This is a genomic window from Bradyrhizobium guangdongense, assembly GCF_004114975.1.
Lineage (GTDB): Bacteria > Pseudomonadota > Alphaproteobacteria > Rhizobiales > Xanthobacteraceae > Bradyrhizobium > Bradyrhizobium guangdongense.
This window is the reverse complement of sequence record NZ_CP030051.1, coordinates 6,068,436-6,087,675: the sequence shown is the minus strand read 5'-3', so window position 1 is coordinate 6,087,675 and position 19,240 is coordinate 6,068,436. Positions and strand designations below refer to the sequence as shown.

Annotated in this window: 20 protein-coding genes; 12 read left to right on the top strand and 8 right to left on the bottom strand. The window is 64.2% G+C overall.

Annotation, left to right across the window (positions count from 1 at the left end):
* Positions 1–62: 62 nt before the first annotated feature.
* A complete protein-coding gene (gene hemE, locus X265_RS29055) occupies positions 63–1,097 on the bottom strand; it encodes a uroporphyrinogen decarboxylase (protein ID WP_128967943.1) in 1,035 nt (344 codons plus the stop codon).
* A 111-nt stretch (positions 1,098–1,208) separates the two neighbouring features.
* Here hemE and X265_RS29050 point away from each other — a divergent pair, with 111 nt between their 5' ends.
* Complete coding sequence (locus X265_RS29050; protein WP_128967942.1) at positions 1,209–1,424, top strand: hypothetical protein; 216 nt, start codon at positions 1,209–1,211, stop codon at positions 1,422–1,424.
* A 173-nt stretch (positions 1,425–1,597) separates the two neighbouring features.
* Entirely contained in the window at positions 1,598–3,502 is a 1,905-nt protein-coding gene (locus X265_RS29045) for a diguanylate cyclase (protein ID WP_128967941.1), read from the top strand.
* A 3-nt stretch (positions 3,503–3,505) separates the two neighbouring features.
* On the opposite strand, the gene X265_RS29040 is transcribed toward X265_RS29045, so the two are convergent.
* Both X265_RS29040 and trhO read right to left on the bottom strand, forming a co-directional pair.
* Positions 3,506–3,724 (bottom strand): SlyX family protein, encoded by a 219-nt coding sequence (locus tag X265_RS29040; RefSeq protein ID WP_128967940.1) that lies wholly within the window; start codon positions 3,722–3,724, stop codon positions 3,506–3,508.
* Positions 3,714–4,466 (bottom strand): oxygen-dependent tRNA uridine(34) hydroxylase TrhO, encoded by a 753-nt coding sequence (trhO, locus tag X265_RS29035; RefSeq protein ID WP_128969450.1) that lies wholly within the window; start codon positions 4,464–4,466, stop codon positions 3,714–3,716. The genes X265_RS29040 and trhO overlap by 11 nt, the downstream gene beginning before the upstream one ends.
* A 183-nt stretch (positions 4,467–4,649) precedes the next feature.
* Between trhO and ggt the strand changes: the two genes are divergently transcribed.
* From ggt to X265_RS29010, 5 genes are all read left to right on the top strand, one after another.
* On the top strand, positions 4,650–6,236 hold the full coding sequence (gene ggt, locus X265_RS29030; protein ID WP_128967939.1) for a gamma-glutamyltransferase: 1,587 nt from the start codon (positions 4,650–4,652) through the stop codon (positions 6,234–6,236).
* 221 nt (positions 6,237–6,457) lie between these two features.
* The gene (locus tag X265_RS29025) at positions 6,458–7,021 is read left to right on the top strand and encodes a (2Fe-2S)-binding protein (RefSeq protein WP_188637401.1); all 564 of its coding nucleotides are present in this window, start codon (positions 6,458–6,460) and stop codon (positions 7,019–7,021) included.
* Positions 7,022–7,024: 3 nt separating this feature from the next.
* Positions 7,025–8,041, top strand: a complete 1,017-nt coding sequence (locus tag X265_RS29020) for an FAD binding domain-containing protein (RefSeq protein ID WP_128967937.1) — start codon at positions 7,025–7,027, stop codon at positions 8,039–8,041.
* Positions 8,042–8,043: 2 nt separating this feature from the next.
* Positions 8,044–10,335, top strand: a complete 2,292-nt coding sequence (locus X265_RS29015) for a xanthine dehydrogenase family protein molybdopterin-binding subunit (RefSeq protein WP_128967936.1) — start codon at positions 8,044–8,046, stop codon at positions 10,333–10,335.
* A gap of 60 nt (positions 10,336–10,395) precedes the next feature.
* A complete protein-coding gene (locus X265_RS29010) occupies positions 10,396–10,857 on the top strand; it encodes an FKBP-type peptidyl-prolyl cis-trans isomerase (protein WP_128967935.1) in 462 nt (153 codons plus the stop codon).
* A gap of 56 nt (positions 10,858–10,913) precedes the next feature.
* On the opposite strand, the gene X265_RS29005 is transcribed toward X265_RS29010, so the two are convergent.
* Positions 10,914–11,132, bottom strand: coding sequence for a CsbD family protein (locus X265_RS29005; protein WP_128967934.1), 219 nt, complete (start codon positions 11,130–11,132; stop codon positions 10,914–10,916).
* 128 nt (positions 11,133–11,260) lie between these two features.
* Between X265_RS29005 and X265_RS29000 the strand changes: the two genes are divergently transcribed.
* From X265_RS29000 to X265_RS28990, 3 genes are all read left to right on the top strand, one after another.
* Positions 11,261–11,773, top strand: coding sequence for a cupin domain-containing protein (locus X265_RS29000; protein WP_128967933.1), 513 nt, complete (start codon positions 11,261–11,263; stop codon positions 11,771–11,773).
* A gap of 126 nt (positions 11,774–11,899) precedes the next feature.
* A complete protein-coding gene (locus X265_RS28995) occupies positions 11,900–12,328 on the top strand; it encodes a VOC family protein (protein ID WP_128967932.1) in 429 nt (142 codons plus the stop codon).
* Between the two features lie 26 nt (positions 12,329–12,354).
* Positions 12,355–12,843, top strand: coding sequence for a VOC family protein (locus X265_RS28990; protein WP_128967931.1), 489 nt, complete (start codon positions 12,355–12,357; stop codon positions 12,841–12,843).
* A gap of 111 nt (positions 12,844–12,954) precedes the next feature.
* Here the strand turns inward: X265_RS28990 and X265_RS28985 are convergent, their stop codons facing one another.
* Positions 12,955–14,052 carry a hypothetical protein gene (locus X265_RS28985; protein WP_164938840.1) on the bottom strand — a complete coding sequence of 366 codons (1,098 nt, stop codon included), beginning with the start codon at positions 14,050–14,052 and terminating at the stop codon, positions 12,955–12,957.
* A 2-nt stretch (positions 14,053–14,054) separates the two neighbouring features.
* Positions 14,055–14,756: a FecR family protein gene (locus tag X265_RS28980; protein WP_128967929.1), complete on the bottom strand. Its 702-nt coding sequence runs from the start codon at positions 14,754–14,756 to the stop codon at positions 14,055–14,057.
* 215 nt (positions 14,757–14,971) lie between these two features.
* Between X265_RS28980 and X265_RS28975 the strand changes: the two genes are divergently transcribed.
* Positions 14,972–16,234 (top strand): phospholipid carrier-dependent glycosyltransferase, encoded by a 1,263-nt coding sequence (locus X265_RS28975; protein WP_244659363.1) that lies wholly within the window; start codon positions 14,972–14,974, stop codon positions 16,232–16,234.
* A gap of 53 nt (positions 16,235–16,287) precedes the next feature.
* Here the strand turns inward: X265_RS28975 and X265_RS28970 are convergent, their stop codons facing one another.
* Complete coding sequence (locus X265_RS28970) at positions 16,288–16,929, bottom strand: OmpA family protein (protein WP_128967928.1); 642 nt, start codon at positions 16,927–16,929, stop codon at positions 16,288–16,290.
* Between the two features lie 379 nt (positions 16,930–17,308).
* Between X265_RS28970 and X265_RS28965 the strand changes: the two genes are divergently transcribed.
* On the top strand, positions 17,309–17,554 hold the full coding sequence (locus X265_RS28965) for a hypothetical protein (protein ID WP_128967927.1): 246 nt from the start codon (positions 17,309–17,311) through the stop codon (positions 17,552–17,554).
* Between the two features lie 51 nt (positions 17,555–17,605).
* Here the strand turns inward: X265_RS28965 and mdlC are convergent, their stop codons facing one another.
* Complete coding sequence (gene mdlC / locus X265_RS28960) at positions 17,606–19,219, bottom strand: benzoylformate decarboxylase (RefSeq protein ID WP_128967926.1); 1,614 nt, start codon at positions 19,217–19,219, stop codon at positions 17,606–17,608.
* Between the last annotated feature and the right edge of the window lie 21 nt (positions 19,220–19,240).

Below are 19,240 nucleotides of genomic sequence, written 5' to 3'. Positions count from 1 at the left end.
TTTGTACTGTGCATGGGGTTGTTTTCGCCGTTTGTGCCCGCCCCCCTGAGGGGACGGATTTCTTAGCCACGCACCCGCTTCAGCATCTGCTCGACATGGGCGATCGGCGTCTCCGGCTGGATGCCGTGGCCGAGATTGAAGATGAAGCGTCCTTGCGAAAAATTCGCCAGCACGTCGTCCACCGCGCGGTCGAGCGCCGCGCCGCCCGTGATCAGCACCAGCGGATCGAGATTGCCCTGCACCGCGACGCGGCTCTGCACACGCTCTCGGATGAAGCCGGGCTCCGCGGTCCAGTCGATGCTGACGCCGTTGACGCCGGTCGCCTCGACGTAACCCGGCAAGTGCGCGCCGGCTCCGCGGGGGAAGCCGACGATCCTGGCATCCGGCACCTTGGCGCGCACGCCCTCGACGATGCGCCGCGTCGGCTCGGTCGACCAGCGCGCGAACTCGGCCGGCGGCAGCACGCCGGCCCAGGTGTCGAAGATCTGCAAGGCATTGGCGCCGGCGTCGAGTTGCGCCAGCAGATAGTGGATCGAGTTCTCGACCAGCACGTCGATGATCTTGGCAAATGCCTCGGGATGTCGGTAGGCCATCATCCGCGCCGGCGCCTGGTCCGGCGTGCCCTGGCCCGCGACCATGTAGGTCGCAACCGTCCACGGCGCGCCGCAGAAGCCGATCAATGCAATCTTGGGATCGAGCGCGCCGCGCACGATCTTGAGCGCCTCGAACACGGACTGGAGCCTTGCGAAATCGGCCTGCGCGGCGAGCGTTCCGACTTTCGCCGGATCGTCCAGCGGCTCCAGCCGCGGACCTTCGCCGACCTCGAACCGGACGGAACGGCCGAGCGCGTAGGGGATCACCAGGATGTCGGAGAAGATGATCGCCGCGTCGAAACCGAACCGGCGGATCGGTTGCAGCGTGACTTCGGCGGCCAGCTCCGGATTGAAGCAGAGATCGAGGAAGCCGCCGGCCTTGGCGCGCACCTCGCGATACTCAGGCAGATAGCGGCCGGCCTGCCGCATCATCCACATCGGCGGGATGGTTTGCCGCTGGCCGGAGAGCACGTCGATGAAGGGTTTTGTCGCAGACTGGGGCACGAGTGATCCTGATGCAGTTCAAGGTTCCTGATACACCGTGAGAGGCCGGAGCGGAACAGGGGAACCAGCGCAAAAGCGCCGCGTTGCCCTTGCCAATGGAGGAGGAATTCCATGGCCCAGACATTCAATCCCGCTCCCCACGACAAGCACGCAGACGACTTGCGCGAAGCGCTCGCGGCCGACCGTCACGCCAAGCTCGATACCGGGTTGGAAGATACCTTCCCCGCATCCGATCCCGTCAGCGCCGCGCAGCCGACGCCGTCGAAGGCCGACGCCGAGGCCGACCATCCCTCGCTCTGGGACAAGGTCAAGTCGATCTTCAGCTAGCGGGGCGGCTCGCCGGTTTCCGACAGTCTTGCTAAGACCTTGTTAGTGATTTGCGCAGAGGCCGGTCCGTAGGAGTACGGAAAAACCCGTAGATGATAGCGAATCTCAACAGGCGCTTCAGGGTTCAATAAGAGAAGCGGCAGAATTTCCGGATATTGGAGATTTTCTGCCGCATGAGCATCGCCTCTCAGAGAGCCGGATGGAGCCGCCTGCCGTTGCGCGCGGCGGCGTTCGTCGTGCTCACCTGCGTCGCGATCCTCGGCGTCAGCGGCTGGCGCGAATCGGCCACGCGGGACGCGGTGCTCAAGGGCGCCGAGACCGAGATGGCGAATGTCGCGCGCTCGCTCACGCAGCATGCCGAGGACAGTCTTGATCTACTGGATTCGGGCGTCGTCGGCGTCGTCAGCCGGCTCGAGATGGACGGCGCGAATCCCGCTACGATTGCCAAGCTGCGCACCCTGCTGGAGGCGCGCAAGAAGGCGATGGAGCGCGTCCACAGCCTCGCCATCATCGACGACCAGGGCAACTGGTTGACTTCGCCCGGCACGACCGCCTCGACGCTCAGCGACGACGCCTTCTTCCGCCACCACCAGCTCTCGTCCAATCGCGAGGCCTTTGTCGGTCGTCCGGTAAAGAGCCTCGTTGACGGCGAATGGGTTGTGACCCTGTCGCGCCGCTTCAACAAGCCCGACGGCAGCTTCGGCGGCGTGGTGCTCGCGGCAATCGGCTCCAGCTATCTATCGCATTTCTACGAGCAGTTCGAGATCGGTCGCAACAGTTCGGTGACGCTGACATACGGCGATGGCATGATCATCGCGCGAACCCCGAACAACGAGAAGTTCGTCGGCCGCAATGTCGGCGACGGGCCGCTGTTTCGCGATATCAGCCTGCGACAGTCGAGCGGCGCCTATCACTTCAAGTCCCCGCTGGACGGCGCCGAACGCGTCAGCTTCTTCAAGCGCAGCGGCCGCTATCCGCTCGTCCTGATCGCCACCCTCGACAAGGAGGCGTTGCTGGCGCCATGGCGGGCCGCGGCGATCTCGCGCATGCTGTACGTGGTCGCGTTGGTGATGCTGATCGCGATCATCGGCGCGGTGCTGGTGCGGCAGTTGCAGCGCGGCCAGCGCATGGCCGCGGCCCTGGTCGAGAAGGAGGCGCATTTCCGACTGCTGGCCGAAGGCTCCAGCGACATGGTCACCCGCATCGGGCTCGACGAGCGGCTGCGCTACGTCTCGCCCTCGTCCATCCGCGTCGTCGGCTGGCGCCCCAATCAGCTGATCGGCACGGACGCACTCGCCGGCATCCATCCGGAGGACCGGCCGCACGTCCAGGCCGTCGTCGATGCCATGAAGCGCGGCGACACGGACGAAGCTCGGGTCACGTACCGCAACGTGCATCGGCAGAAGTCCGAGGTCTGGCTGGAATCGACCATGCGCGTCACGCGCAAGGACAATGGCAGCGTCGACGGCGTGGTGGCAATCTCGCGCGACATCACCGAGCAGAAGCAATTGGAGACCAGGCTCGAGACGCTCGCGATCGAGGACAGCCTCACCGGCCTTGCCAACCGCCGCCGGTTCGACGAGCGGCTCAATGAAGAGTGGGCGCGTGCCTATCGCGACCGTTCCAGCCTCGGTCTCCTGATGATCGACGTCGATCACTTCAAGGCCTACAACGACGAATATGGCCATCCTGCGGGCGACGTCTGCTTGCGTGTGGTTGCGAGGATCATCGCGGCGGAGACGCAGCGGGTCGGCGATCTCGCGGCGCGTTATGGCGGTGAGGAATTCGCCATGCTGCTGCCGAACACCGATGCCGCCGGCTGCGCCCAGGTCGGCGAGCGGATCCGCAGCGCTGTCCACGATGCAGGTCTGGTCCATGCTTCCAATCCGGCCGCTTCCTGCGTCACCGTCTCGGTCGGCGGTGCGGCCTGCCGGCCGGCCTTCGAACGCACCGCGGGCACGGGATCGCTGGTGGAAGCTGCGGACCGGGCGCTCTACGCCGCCAAGGATGCCGGCCGCGACCAGCTGGTGATGTCCGGCGAGGTCACGAACCTACTGCCCAAGGCGGCTGGCCAATAATCCCTAATAATGCGGCGGCCGCTCGTTGATGGGGCCCGGTGCGTTGGCCTCGGCCTCCTGCAGGCGCTCGCTGAGCTGCGCGAGTTGCCGTGTCAGCGCGTCGATCTGCTTCCATTGCGCGGTGATGGTCTGGTTCAACGTCTCGATCGTGTCGTCCTGATAGGCGAGGCGGGTCTCCAGCGTGTCGACACGCTCGGCGAGCGCTTTGATCTCATTCGTCACGTGGGTGCCCCTTATCCCGTTCGCGCAATCCGTGACCGAGCGCAACGCGCTCGTCGAACACGAAGCATTCGCCGCGCCAGCGGCTCTGCGCCTCGGGAATCTGTTCGAGATATTTCAAGATGCCGCCCTTGAGGTGATAGACCTCGGCAAAGCCGCGGGCCAGCAGATGCGCGCTCGCCTTCTCGCAGCGGATGCCGCCGGTGCAGAACATCGCGATCCGCCGGTGCTTCGCCGGATCGAGCCTTTCAGCGGCAAAATCCTTGAACTCGCCGAAGCTCTTGATCTCGGGGTCGACCGCGCCTTCGAACGTTCCCATCGCCACCTCGAACGCATTGCGGGTGTCTAGGACGAGCGTGTCGGGCGAGGCGATCAGCGCGTTCCATTCGGTGGCATCGACATAGGTGCCGACTTGCCGGGTCGGATCAGCGGCCACATCGCCAAGCGTGACGATTTCCTTCTTCAGCCGCACCTTGAGCCGGCCGAACGGCATCGCCTCCGCAGTCGAGTATTTCAATTCGAGATTGTTCAGCCTGCCGCTGAACATGTCGCCGTGTGTGAGCTCGTGGGCGAAGGCGTCGATGGCCTCGCCCGCGCCCGCGACGGTCCCGTTGATACCCTCCTCGGCCAGCAGAATGCTGCCCTTGAGGGACAGATCGGCGCAGAACGCGCGCAGCGGCTCACGCAGCTCGCGGTAATCGGGCACGGCGGCGAATTGGTAGAAGGCGCAGACCTTGTAGATCATGCGTCCGTTTAGCAGGCGGGGGGCGCCCAGAAAACCCGCAACCAACAGCTCTATTCCCAGCGGATGGCAGCCATCTTCCTGGTATGCCAACATTGCCCGCATGGGCCGGAATATGTCATGTAAGCCTGTTTTCCGGGATACCGCACCATCCGCGCCCCCGGTCTGAGAAAGAGCAAGAATTCGATGAGAAACTTCCATTTCCCCGGCAGGTCCACCGTCCATGCCACCAATGCAATGGTGGCGACCTCGCATCCGCAGGCCTCGCTGGCTGCCATCGAGGTGTTGCGCGAGGGCGGCACGGCGGTGGACGCGGCGGTCGCGGGCTCCGCCTTGCTCGGCGTGATCGAGCCGCAATCGACCGGCATCGGCGGCGACTGCTTTGCGCTGATCCAACCGCGTGGCGAGGGCAAGATCGTCGCCTATAACGGCTCCGGCCGCGCGCCGATGGCGGCGAACGCCGACTGGTATCTCGAGCGCAAGATCAACTCGGTGCCGCTGACTTCGGCCCACGCGGTTTCGATCCCCGGCGTGATCGACGCCTTCGCGACCGTGCTGCGCGACCACGGCAAGTTCGGCTTTGACCGGCTGCTGCAGCCGGCGATCAAGGCGGCCGAGGAAGGCTACGTCGTCGCGCCCCGCATCGCCTTCGACTGGAAGAACCAGTTCGAGAAGCTGAAGAACGGCACCAATACGGTGCGCTACCTCTTGCCGGGCGGCAAGCCGCCGGTTGCCGGCGACGTCATCCGGCAGGCCGAACTTGGCAAGACGCTGCGCGCGATTGCAAAGGACGGCCGCGATGCCTTCTACAAGGGCGCGATTGCGGAGGACATGGTCGAAACCCTGCGCGCCATCGGTGGTCTGCACACGCTGGACGATTTCGCCGCGCACACCACCGAAGTCACGACGCCGATCGGCACGATGTACAAGGGCTACGATTTCTGGCAGTGCCCGCCGAACGGCCCCGGCGTCACCGCGCTCTTGATGCTCAACATTCTGTCGCGCTTCGACCTGACCAAGTACGCGCCCGTCAGCGTCGAGCGCTTCCATCTCGAAGCGGAAGCCGCGCGCATCGCCTACATGAATCGCGAGATGCATGTCGCCTCGCCGGACCATATGAAGATCAACGTCGCCGAGATGCTCGAAAAAGGCTTTGCCGACGAGTACATCAGCAAGATCCGCATGGACGGCATGCTCGACCTGCCGAATGTTGCGCCGCCGATGAATCCCTCGACCATCTACATCACGGTGGTGGACAAGGACCGCAACGTCTGCTCCTTCATCAACTCGGTCGCGCATTCGTTCGGCTCGGCCATCGTCTCCAACAACACCGGCGTGTTGTTCCAGAACCGCGCCGGTGGTTTCCGCATCCAGCCGGGCCATCCGAACTGCATCGAAGGCGGCAAGCGTCCGCTGCATACCATCATGCCGGGCCTGCTCACCAAGGGCGGCCGTTCGACGATGTCGTTCGCGGTGATGGGCGGCCAGTACCAGCCGACCGGTCAGACCCATCTCCTCACCAACATCCTCGACTATGGTTGCGACGTGCAGGAGGCGATCGATATGCCGCGCGGCCTGCACTACGAGGGCCAGTACCAGCTCGAGGACAGCGTGCCGGTCGATGTCGTGGAAGGCCTCAAGAAGCTCGGCCACAAGACCACCAGCGTCGTCGGCCCGCTTGGCGGCGCGCAGGCGATCTGGATCGACTGGGACAAGGGCACGCTCACCGGCGGTTCTGATCCGCGCAAGGATGGCTGCGCGCTGGGCTATTGATCAGGCGCGAAGTTCCCGCCGCAACATCAGCAAAAGTTGACGAAGGGGCGACGCGGCAATTCGCTGCGTCGCCCCTTCTCGTTCGGAACTGGGCTCATTGCTCCAAGTTAAGGGGCGATGAGCGGTGCAGGCGTGCGCTGCTTGTTGCAGACCAGCGGCGGAGGCCGTCCATGCCCGACCATTCAAGTTCCCGACCATCCGGATTCGACAGGCGCGCCTTCATGGCGGGTGCCGCCGGCAGCGCGCTTGTTCCGATGACGGCGCGCGCGGCCGCGCAAGATCCGAGTTCGTCGTCCAGACAAGATCCATCGCTTCCCGTCGACGTCACGTTGCGGGTGAATGGCCAGGACAAGCGCCTGAGTCTGGACGCACGCACCACGGTGCTCGATGCACTGCGAGAGCATCTCAAGCTCACCGGCAGCAAGAAGGGCTGCGACCACGGACAATGTGGCGCCTGTACGGTACTGATCGGCGACCGCCGCGTGGTGTCGTGCCTGACGCTGGCGCTTGCGGCCGAAGGGCAGGAGATCACGACGATCGAAGGACTCGCGACCGACGACCACTTGCATCCGATGCAGCAGGCCTTCATCGACAACGATGCCTTCCAATGCGGCTATTGCACGCCAGGTCAGATCATGTCGGCGATTGCCTGCGTGAAGGAGGGCCATGCAAGCAGCGATGCCGATATCCGCGAGTACATGAGCGGCAACATCTGCCGCTGTGCCGCCTACCCGAACATCGTCGCCGCCGTGAAGCAGGCCGCGCCCGAGATCATGAAAGGTTAGGCCATGCGACCGTTTTCGTATCAGAGGGCAATGGACCCCGATATGGCCGTGCAGGCGCTCAGCACCGCGGCGGCCGCCAACAATCCGCTGACAAAGGCGTCCGCGCAGCCGCTCGCCGGAGGCACCACGCTGATCGACCTGATGAAGCTCGACGTGATGCGGCCTGCCGCGATCGTCGACATCAATCCGCTTTCGGAGGGCTGGTCGGCAATCGATCCCGGCGGTGAAAACCTGCGCCTTGGCGCGCTCGCAAAGATGTCCGATGTCGCCGGGCATGATGAGATCCAGCGCAACTATCCCGTCGTGGCAAATTCCCTGAAACTCGCGGCGAGTGCCCAACTGCGCAACATGGCGACGCTCGGCGGCAACGTGATGCAACGGACGCGTTGCAGCTATTTCCGCGACGTCTCCTACGAGAATTGCAACAAGCGTAATCCAGGTTCCGGCTGCGCTGCGATGGACGGGGTCAATCGCCTGCATGCGGTCCTCGGCACATCGGAGCAGTGCATCGCGACCTACCCCGGTGATTTCGCCCAGGCATTGATCGCGCTGGATGCCTCGGTCGAGGTGACCGGCAGGTCCGGCACCCGCAGCAAGCCGTTTGCGGAGCTGCACAAGGCGCCCGGCAATACGCCCGAGATCGAGACCACGCTTCAGCCGGGCGAGTTGATTTCCGCCTTCGTCATTTCCGGCCGCTGGCCACGCTCGGTTTATCTGAAGGTCCGCGACCGCCAGTCCTATGAATTTGCGCTCTCGTCGGCCGCGGTCGCGCTCGATGTACAGGACGGCACCATCAGGGATGCTCGCGTCGCGCTGGGCGGCGTGGCCACCGTGCCTTGGCGTGCGCGAGAGGCGGAAGCGCTGCTGAAGGGACAAAGGTTTGACGATGCTCTAGCGCAGCGCGCCGCCGATGTCGCTTTTGCAGACGCCAGGGGGCGTCAGCACAACAGTTTCAAGATCGCGCTCGGAAAGCGCGTGGTGGCTCGCGCGCTTCAGCAGGCCGTAACGATGGAGATCTGACCATGACTGCTGCAGCACCCGAGCCGAAGGCTAATATGGGGCAGCCCGTGCCGCGCTATGATGCGGTCGCAAAGGTCACAGGGCGGGCGACCTACGGCTCCGACATGCCGCTGGACAATCCGGCCTATGCGTTCCTGGTCACCAGCGCGATTTCCAAAGGCCGCATCGACAGCTTCGATCTCGACGACGCCAAAAATGTCCGTGGCGTGATCGACATTGTCACGTACGAGAACGCGCCCAAGCTGAAGGAATCGAAACTCTTCAGCAATGGCGGTTATGCCGGCACCACGATCCAGCCGCTGAAATCGGCCGATATCGCCCATGACGGCGAGATCATCGCGGTGGTCGTCGCGGAGAGCTACGAGGCCGCGCGCGAAGCGGCCAATCGCGTCAAGGTCAGCTACACGGCGATCACGCCGGCTGCGAGCTTCGACTCGCCGGGAACCACCAAAGCCGCCGCAAAAGGCCAGAACGCACAATTCAAGGAAGATCCGCAAGTCGGCGATTTCGCCAGAGCATTCGACGAGGCGGACGTGAAGCTTACCGCTTCGTACGAGACTCCGACACAGCATCACAATCCGATGGAGCTGTTTTCAACGAGCTGCGCCTGGATGGGCGATAATCTCGTCATCTACGAGCCCAGCCAATACGTCTACGGCCTGAAGAACGGCGTCGCCGAACAGCTCGGCGTCGATGCCGACAAGGTGAGAGTGGTCAATCCCTATGTTGGCGGCGGCTTCGGCTCGCGCGGCTCGATGACCCCGCGGACCGCCATCATCGCCGGCATCGCCCGGCGCCTGAACCGGCCGGTCAAGCTGGTCCCGACCCGCGACCAGGGCTTTACCATCGCGACCTATCGCGCCGAGACCCGACACGAGATCAAGCTTGGCGCCAGTCGTGACGGCAAGCTGGTCGCCCTCAAGCACGAGGGCGCCGAAATATCCTCGCGCGCAGATCCCTATTGCGTCGGCGGTACCAAGACCACGACGCGGCTCTATGCCTGCCCGAATGTTGATAGTCTCGTGTCGATCGTGCGTGCCGACCGCAACACGCCGGGCTTCATGCGCTCGCCACCGGAGGTGCCGTATCTGTTCGCGCTGGAGAGCGCGATGGATGAGCTCGCAGTCAAGCTCAACATGGATCCGGTCGAGCTCCGCCGCGTCAACGACGCCACCAACGAGCCGATCGGCGGCAAGCCCTATACGTCGCGTGCGCTGATGGCGTGTTTCGACGAAGCGGCCAAAGTCTTCGGCTGGGCCCAGCGCTCGGCCGCGCCGAAATCCATGTCCGATGGCGACTGGTTGATCGGCTATGGCTGCGCGGCCACCTGCTATCCGACGCAGATGGCGCCATCGGCAGCGCGCGTGCGTCTGCAGCGCGACGGCCGCACGCGCGTCGAGATCGCCGGCCATGAGATCGGCACCGGCGCCTACACCATCATCGCCCAGACCGCTTCTGAGCGGCTCGGTGTTCCCCTGGAGAAGGTCTCCGTCTTTATCGGCGATAGCGACCTGCCGCCGGCGCCGGTTGCGGGCGGCTCAAATTCCACGGCGAGCACGTGCTCGGCGGTGATGATGGTGTGCGACCAGGTCCGGCAAAGATTGTTCAAGGCGTTGATGCCGAACGAAAGTCTCACGGATAAGGCCAAGGAAACGGTCGGCATCGGCCAGACGCCGACGACGCAGGCGGCGAAGAGCGATCGGCCGCTCGATCTGGAGAAGGCATTTGATGCGCTGGGCGCCGGTGTGGTCGAGGAATATGGCGAGTGGAAGCCGGAAGGCGCGCCGCTGGATTCCTTTAAGGCCATGCATAGCGGGCACGCGCGGCTGGTCGGCGGCGCCGCCATGAAGGATAAGATTGCCTATGCGTTCGGCGCCGAGTTCGTCGAGGTTCGCGTCAACCGCTTCACCCACGAGATCCGCTGCCCCCGGCTGGTCGGCGCCTTCGCGGCCGGCCGCATCATGAATCCGCGCACGGCGCGGAGCCAGCTCATGGGCGGGCTGATCTGGGGCATGTCCTCGGCGCTGCTGGAGGCCACCGAGATCGACGAACGCACCGCGCGCTACGTCAACGACAACTTGGCCGACTATCTCGTGCCGGTGAATGCCGATGTGCCTGGTGTCGAGGTGATCTTGCTCTCCGAGCAGGACGATCATATCAATCCGGCTGGCGCGAAGGGGCTCGGCGAGCTCGCCAATGTCGGCACCAATGCGGCGATCTGCAATGCGATCTATCACGCCACCGGCCAGCGCATTCGCAAGCTGCCGGTGCGGCTCGAAAATATCGAGGTCTAAAGGGTGGAAACCGTGGGCTCGTTGCGCTAGACACCTCCCGCCTCAAAGGAAGGGTGTCTTATGCAGCGTTTCCAGCGCATGCTCCTCGCCATCATGTCGGCGCTCGCGATCACGCTGATCGGGGTGTCGGCATTCGTTTCCACCACGGCCTCGGCCCAGACCGCAGGAAAGACCATGACCACAGCCTCAGGACTGCAGATCACCGATAGCGTCGTCGGCACCGGCGCCTCGCCGAAGCCCGGCCAGATTTGCGTGATGCACTACACCGGCTGGCTCTACGAGAATGGCCAGAAGGGCAAGAAATTCGACTCGTCCGTCGATCGCAACGAGCCGTTCGAATTCCCGATCGGCAAGGGTCGCGTCATCGCCGGCTGGGACGAGGGTGTTGCCACGATGAAGGTCGGCGGCAAACGCACCCTGATCATCCCGCCGCGGCTCGGCTACGGCGCGCGCGGCGCCGGCGGCGTGATCCCCCCGAACGCCACGCTGATGTTCGACGTCGAGCTGCTCGCGGTGAAGTGAGCGCACAAAAAAGACCGGCCATTTGACCGGTCTTTTCATGTCCAGTCTGACACGCGTTACTCGGTCGCGCGGCGTGCCGACGCAGCAGCGCGATCAATCGCATCCTTGGCGGCGTCCTTGGCATCGCCCATGGCCTGCTGGCCTTTGCCCTTCACCTCCTGGACCGTACCCTCACCCTTCAGGCGTTCCGAGCCGGTCGCTTCCCCGATTCCCTGCTTGGCCTTGCCGATGGCTTCGTTGGCGTTGCCCTTGATCTTGTCGGTCGTGCTACCCATGAAACTCTCCTTGCAGTTTGCTCGCAAGGACAACGTCTGGCGGCTATGAGGGTTCCGATTTTGGTATGGCTTGCGCATGCAGCTTTAGGCTAGCTTGCCGCGCACGGAACCAACAGAAAGCACGAGATATGACCGGCCATGACTACTCGCATTCTCACCATGACCACGATCACGACGATCGCTGGAAACATGACGGCGTGCGCGTCATCCCCGGCAATCAGCTCGACACCAACGTGCCCTCGACCGCGGGCATGGACCGTGCCGCCGCGATCAATTTCGCCCGCGTCGGCGCCCAGAAACTGTGGGCAGGCACGGTCAGCATCAAGCCGGACGCCAAGACCGGCGCGCATCATCACGGCCATCTCGAAAGCGTCATCTATGTGGTGAAGGGCAAGGCGCGGATGCGCTGGGGCGAGAGCCTGCAGTTCACCGCCGAGGCCGGCCCCGGGGATTTCATCTTCGTGCCTCCCTACGTGCCGCACCAGGAGATCAACGCCAGCCCCGACGAGGTGCTGGAATGCGTGCTGGTGCGCAGCGACGGCGAGGCGGTCGCGATCAACCTCGACATCGAGCCGGTCGAGAAGCCCGAGACGGTGCTGTGGATCGACCCTGTTCATCGCGATCCCAACGAGAAGACGTAAGCTGGCCAAAGATGCGGGGTTCGGTGTGACAGAACCCCGCAGATGGCGCGCAAAAAATATTCGGAAGCCTGTCGGGTGGCAGCCCGGCCGTCCGTCCTTGGGCAGAACCCGCCCAAGGAGCTTTTGATGCCCAGGATGATTTTCCTCAATCTGCCGGTGACGGACCTGAAGCGTGCGACTGCCTTCTACGAGGCGATCGGAGCGACCAGGAACCCGCAATTCAGTGACGATAGGGCGAGCTGCATCGTCTTTTCCGAGACCATCTACGCGATGCTGACGACCCACGACAAATTCCGTCAGTTCACGCCGAAGCCGATCGCGGACGCAAAGACCGAGAACCAGGCGCTGTTCTGCCTGTCCGCCGATAGCCGGAACGAGGTCGACGAGATCGTCGGTCGGGCCGAGGCTGCGGGCGGAGTGGCCGATCCCAGTCCGAAGGACGAATACAGCTTCATGTACGGCCGCAGCTTCGAGGATCCGGACGGCCATATGTGGGGTGTGAACTGGCTGGACATGGCAGCCGTCCCCGAGAAGCCCGCTTTGGCGAACGCCTGATCGAAATCTGGAGAGGAGCATTGACGATGTCCAAGCTGGTCCCCTGCATGTGGTTCAACGGCGATGCCGAGGAAGCCGCAAAGTTCTACGTTTCGCTCGTGCCGAATTCGGCGATCACGCACGTCCAGCGCAATGTTGCCGACAATCCGTCCGGCAAGGAGGGCTCGGTGCTTGTCGTCGAGTTCACGGTGGCCGGTCAGCCCTTGGTTGCGCTCAACGGCGGCATGAAGATGGAATACACCCACGCGATCTCGCTGATGATCCATTGTGACGATCAGGTTCAGGTCGATAGCGTCTGGAACGCGTTCCTGGCTCATGGCGGCAAGGAAGAGCAGTGCGGCTGGCTCAGGGACCGTTGGGGCGTGGCCTGGCAGGTGGTGCCGAAGGTGATGTTCGAGTTCCTGTCGAGCCCGGACAGGGCCGCCGCGGCCCGCGCGATGCAGGCCATGATGAAAATGGTGAAGCTGGACGTGGATGTCCTGCGCCGCGCGTTCGAGGGCAAGTCGGCGGCGTGAGCTGGTGCAGTAGCGTGGGCAAAGGCGCGTGAGCGCCGTGCCCATGGTTCGTCCACGATTGAGAGAGGTGGTGGGCACGCTTCGCTTTGCCCACCCGACCGTGCTCGTTCTCTAATAATTGATCCGCAGCCCCACGCCGCCGTGGATGGTGTTGCCCACCGGCTGCGGGCCGAGCGTGCCGTTGGCGAAGAGATCCACGACCCAGCCCTTCTGAACGCGGAAGCCGAGGCGTCCGCCATATTCGAACCAGCCCTGGTTGCCCATCGTCGGCACCACCGTGCCGTCGCCGGTCACGGTGGCGACGATGCCGCTATGGCTGGCGAACGACTGGACCCAGCCGCCATTGATGTTGGTTTCGATGTTGCCGGCGAAGAGATGGGTCCATTGGCCGCCGATCTTGACTAGGCTCGTGCGGTCGGTGCCATCGGCAATCGAGGCGTCGAATGGATTGAATGCGACCGTGTTGTCCTGATAGCCCGACACGCGCTGCCAGAGCTGCCAGATCTCGATCGAGGCCGCGACCTCGTCGCGCGGCGACAGACGGCTCATCCAGCCGGCGCGACCATAGACCGCGTAGTTCGCGGCATTGGTCGAGCTCGTCACGGTCACCGGGCCGAGGCTGGTGTTGTAACTGCGGGTGTAGCGCGCCTTCTCCCACGGCGTCAGGATCGTGCCGACGTCGAAGAACGGACGCGACGAGCCCCAATCGGTGAAATCATAGCGCAGCGCGAAGGCGCCGATCGGTGCGCTGGTGATGTGATAGCCGCCCTCGCTGTATTGCGTGTAGGCGAGGCCGGCCAGCAGCGACAGATTGGGCGTCAGTTCCTTGCGGCCGTGGATGCCGGCCGAGAACGATCCGGCCGAGCCGAACGCGCTGACGCAGTCGCTGCAATTGACCTGTTCGTTGACACCGAGCAGCACTGTTCCGAGCACCCGGTTGGTGATCATCTGATTGAAGCGCTGGCCCGCGAGCCCGTTGACCGAGTTGCCGCTGGAATCGGCACCTGTCGGCGAGGAGATTGGATTCGGCGACGGAGAGGGACTCGGCGAAGGGTATGGGCTCGGCGACGGATGCGGGGTTGGCTCGCCACATTCGGACTCGCAGCTGGCGGCGGCCGCCGAACGCGCGCTAAATGCGAACAGCGCAAGCGTAGCGGTTGCGGCCAAGGCGCAGGCCAGGACAAGCCTCTTGAAGCCGGGCTGCGTCATCGTCAGCGCCCGCACAGCATGCCGTCGTCATGGACGGCGGGGGCGATGGTCGGTGAAGCGTCAGCGTACTGGTTGACGGCGCAAAGCCCGGCATTGGCGGCGCAGTTGGCCGCAAAGGTCCAGGGCGGCGTGTTGGTCTTGGTGATGGAGACCTTGCCGCCGGTCGAGGTGATGACCGCGGTATCACCCGGCTGGGTGAGCTGAATGCACTGGAAGTTCAGCGTGCAGACGCTGGCCGCGCCGTCCTGAAGTACCACGACCGAGCGGCCGCGCTGCGACAGGATGTCGAGCGTGGTGCCGCGCACGCCGATGGTCGCAAGCGGCGTCGTGATCTTGTAGGCGGTCTTCTGCGAATGGCCGGTGACGAAGCGGAAGGCGCCGGTGGCCATGCGGATCGCGACGTCGCGATAGCTGTGCTCGTCGTTGAAGACGGTGCGGTCCAGCTTCAGCGTCGCGCTCGGCCCGAGCGACAGATTGGTGCTGTCGGCCATCACGAAACGCGCGGCGCTGTCGGCGCCGGTGCGGACGGTCTCGTCACGCAGCATGCTGTCGCCGACACTGATGGGTGTCGGGGTCGCGGCGACGCGGACCACCTCGTTCTGGACCAGGACGGCTTCGCCGACGCGCATCTGCGCCTGCGCTCCAGGCGCAGCGCACAATACGGCCGACAGCAGTGTGGGGAAAAGCAGAAAACGTAAATTCATTTCGTAACCGATCGAGGTCCCTGATCGTACCGGATTGCGCACGCTCGTGTTGTGGCAGAATTATCACAAACGACGCGGGACGAGCGTTAGCTTAGTGACAGTTGCGGCAGAATGCGTTCAATGGATCGGTCGAGTGATTTTTTATTCGCGGTGACGCAGATTTGCCACGCAAAATAGCCCCACAGCAGTCGCGCGAAGCACATACGGTTCCGAAGGTGTCGCGAAGCGCAGTGATTGCTGTCGCGATCTTCCTAGCCGCTCATTTCGCGCTGCTGATCGGACTGGTGACACCGGACAAATTCGTCTTCGACGAGGTGCATTACGTGCCGGCGGCGCGGCAGATGCTGGGCTTCACGGCGTCGCAGCCGATGCTCAATCCAATGCATCCGCCGCTGGCGAAAGAGCTGATCGCGGCTTCGATCGCAGCATTCGGCGACAATGCCTTCGGCTGGCGTTATCCGGCAACGCTGTTCGGTGCGCTCGCGATCGTTGCGATCTATCTCTGCGGTCTTGCGCTGTTCTCCGCGCAGGGGCCAGCGATCGCGGCGCCGCTGATCGCGGCCTTCAACCAGATGCTCTACGTGCAGGCGCGCATCGCAATGCTCGACATCTTTGCGCTCGGCTTCGGCCTGCTCGCCATCGCCGCCTTCATGCACGGCTTCCGGCGCGAGCGGCCGCAGGCGCTGTTCGCGCTCGCCGGCAGTCTGTTCGGTCTCGCTGCCGCCTGCAAATGGAGCGGATTGTTTCCACTCGCCGTCTGCATGGTGATCGTTGCGGTGATCCGCCTGATGCAGGGCTGGCACACGCTGTTTGCCGACGCCAAGCCCGGCGACTGGTACCGCCCCGATCTATGGCCGACCTTCAAGGCCCGGCATGCCGCGCTCTGCTTCGCGATGTTGCCGGCCGTGACCTATCTCGCGGCCTTCGTTCCGCTCTATGGCCTGTCGCTGCCGGATCTGATCGAGGCACAGCGCCGGATCTTCGCCGACAACACCACCACTGCGATCGCCGGCCACACCTATATGAGCTCGTGGCCGTCCTGGCCCTTGCTGGCGCGGCCGGTGTGGTTCCTGTTCGACAAGACGACAGACGACGACGTGGCGGCGATCGTCTTCCTCGGCAATCCCCTGGTGCTGTGGCCGGCGCTGCTCGCGCTTGGCGTGGTGCTGCGCGATTTCATCGTCGCGCGTCGCTGGGATGCGTTCTTGATCGCGGCGTTCTATTTCGGGCCCTGGCTTGCCTGGGCGCTGCTGCCGCGCACGCTGGGCTTCATCTACTATTATCTGCCGGCCGCCACCGCGGCCTCGCTCGCGCTGGTCTATGTGCTGCGCAAAGATGGCCTCCCGCGCTGGGTGCTGTGGGCCTATGTCAGCGTTGCCGCGATCGGCTTTGTCGTGATGCTGCCGATTTCAGCCGCCTTCGTCGGCACGTCGATGCAGATGTTCAACAGGCTCATGCTGTTTCAGAGCTGGATCTGACAACAGACAACCGCCCGCCGCTGGCGCGGCAGGCGGTTGTCGATTTGCTGCAATCACTTGGACGCCGTCTTGGTGTCCATGTTCACGACCTGGACGCGGCGGTTGATCGGGTCGGCGCCGTTGGCGGCGTCCTTCAGCTTGGTCTTGCCATAGCCGACGGTGACGAGATCATTGCCATTGAGGCCGTAGTTCTGCACCAGGTACTTCTTGATGGTGTCTGCGCGGCGCTCCGACAGGCCCTGATTGTACTCTTCCGTGCCGATCGCATCGGTATGGCCGGCGACCACGAAGGTCGAGCCCTTCAGCGACGGATCGGACAGCGCCTTGCCGAGCGCCTGCACCGAGGGCACGGAGGTCTTGGCGATATCGGCCGAGTTGTAGTCGAACTGGATCTCCAGATCGATTTTCGGTTTGGTCGCCGCGAGCTCCGCGATCTGGTCACGCTCACCCATCGAGAGAGAACGGGTCGGCCGGTTGCGCACGGTGTTCAGGAAGGTCGCTTCCTTGGCTTGCGCCGTGGGATCGGCCTGCGGACCGGCGGACAGACCGCGGGTGACCGGCTTGGGCTTCAACGCATCCAGGATCTGGCTGGTGGAGACATTGCTGTCGCCGGCGAAAGCCAGGCCGGCCGTCAGCGACAGCACGGCGGTCAGCGTGATCGCCTTCGGTCCAAAAAACCTACTGAAATGGGTCATTGTCGTATCCTCGCTGTAACGCCTGATGGCGGTTTGATGCGACGAGCATAGGGAAGGTTCAAAGGCTCGGATGTGATCTTCCTCACGTTCGTCGTCGGGGCTTCCGGCTTACGCTGCCTCCCCCCGGGGAACCCGTGCTTTTGCTCCCGGCGCCATGCAGACGCGGGAGAGCATTGCTGAAACCCCTGTACGCCGTTCGTCGCAAAGCGGTCGCGGCATGGTCCGCTCGCGGACAAGCTTTCGGCCAGATGCGCGCCTAGCAAGCAACTTCGACCGACAATTGCAGATGAGGGGAGCCGAGTTCCGTCCAGTGCCGAGGCCAAGTGACTATCAAATCTATCGCAGCGGCCCGCCTGATCGGACTGTGTCTCTGAACGCCATGCCCATCTACATCGGTGCGGCGATGATTGCGGTGGCGATCCTGCTCTCGACTCTGATCACGGGGCTGACCAGCCGCTATGTCGGCTTCGAAGCTCCGACCGACGAGAACATGTGGCTGGTCGACCGCCTCACTGGCACCGTCTATCGCTGTCAGTCGGAGGGGCGCGGCAAGGCCAATTGCGAGGCCGACATCGCCACCGGCAGCGTCGGTGAGCAGCCCAAGGCGCCGAAGAACAGCCGCTAAGCGCTCGTGCTATGTAGCTTGATTTGGCGATAGGGCTGCCTCAGATCCAACTTAGTGGGGCGCGGCAGACGCAAATAGATCTGAAATCGTCGGATCAACCGTGACGTCGACCAGTGCAGGTCCCTCCGACGCCAGCGCTTCATTGAGGATACCGTCAAGATCCGTTACTTCCGTCACCCGCTTGCCGCGACAGCCAAGTCCCTTGGCCAGCGCCACGAAATCGATCCCGGGCAGATCGATCCCGGGCGGGCGCTGCGCCTGCATGAGCCGGCTGAAGGCGCGCATCGCACCGTAGCCGGAATTGTTCATGATGACGAAAGTGATGGGCAGCTTGCGCTGTGCAGCGGTCCAGATCGCCTGGACGCAGTACATCGCTGATCCATCGCCGACCAGGCACACGGTGCGGCGGCCGGGGCGTGCCAGCGCCACGCCGATTGCTGCCGGCACGCTGTAGCCAAGCCCGCCGCTTGCCATCGTGTAAAAGCTGTCCGCGCCCGGCCGCGGCAGGAAGTTTTGAATGGCGGGACGGTGCGACGGCGCCTCCTCCACCACGATCGCGTCTCCCGGCATCAGCGTCGCGAGTCGGCTCAACGCATAGGCCGCAGGAACTGGATTCGCCGCGGCGGGAATGATCGGATGCGGGCGCCCGGCAGGTGCCTCACGCCCGCTCGTGTGAGGCAGGGCCGACAGCAGCGCATAAAGCGCCTTGGGAAGCGTGCTGATGATGGTGTCGCCCGCAGCCGCGGATGCGGCCTCGGTCGGATCATCGGTCACCTGCCAGATCGGCGTTCCATCCTCGAGCAACGCGCATTGGCCCTCGACATGGAAAGTGAAGACGGGGGCGCCGAACACGACGATCAAATCGGCCCCACGCAAGGCGTGGGCGAGGCCGCCAGGCGAGGCGGTCAGGAAGCCAGAAAACTGCGGGTGCAGTTCCGGAAAGCTCGACCGGCTCGACATCGGGCTTGCCCATACGGCTGCCTTCGCCCGCTCGGCCACCGCGACCATCGCGTCGACGGCTCCGTTGCGATCGACCTCAGTACCAACCACGAAAGCTGGGCTTTTCGCGGCAGCGATTGCAGCGCCAAGCCGGCCGATTGCTGCCATATCCGGAGCAAACTCCGTTGCTATGCGCCTGAGGGGCGGGAGCGAAGCAGGCCGAGCCCAATCATCCGACGGCACCGACACGAATGTCGGGCCGCGCGGATGCTGCATGGCGGTGAGAAAGGCCTGGGCAATCGCGGCAGGCACGTCCTCGGCGCGTGCGGGCTCGGCGCTCCATTTCACGTACGGCTTTGGAAACTGCCCGGCATCCTCGGCAAAGAGGTAAGGCCGCATCCTCAGCAGGCTGCGCGCCTGCTGTCCCGCCGTCACCACCATCGGCGTCTTGTTGCGGAAGGCGGTGAAGAGGTTGCCAAGCGCATGCCCGAGCCCGGCGGCCGAGTGCAGGTTGACGAAAGCCGGCCGTCCCGTCGCCTGCGCATAGCCGTCGGCCATGCCGACGACGCAGCCTTCCTGCAGACCAAGCACGTAGTCGATGTCATCGGGCCAGTCGCCGAGAAAAGCGAGCTCGGTCGAGCCTGGATTGCCGAAGACGCGGTCGACGCCGAAGGAGCGAAGCACAGCGAGGGTTGCTTCCCGGACCGTCAGGACTTTGGAGTTCATGGGCAAATTTCCTTGGGTGCT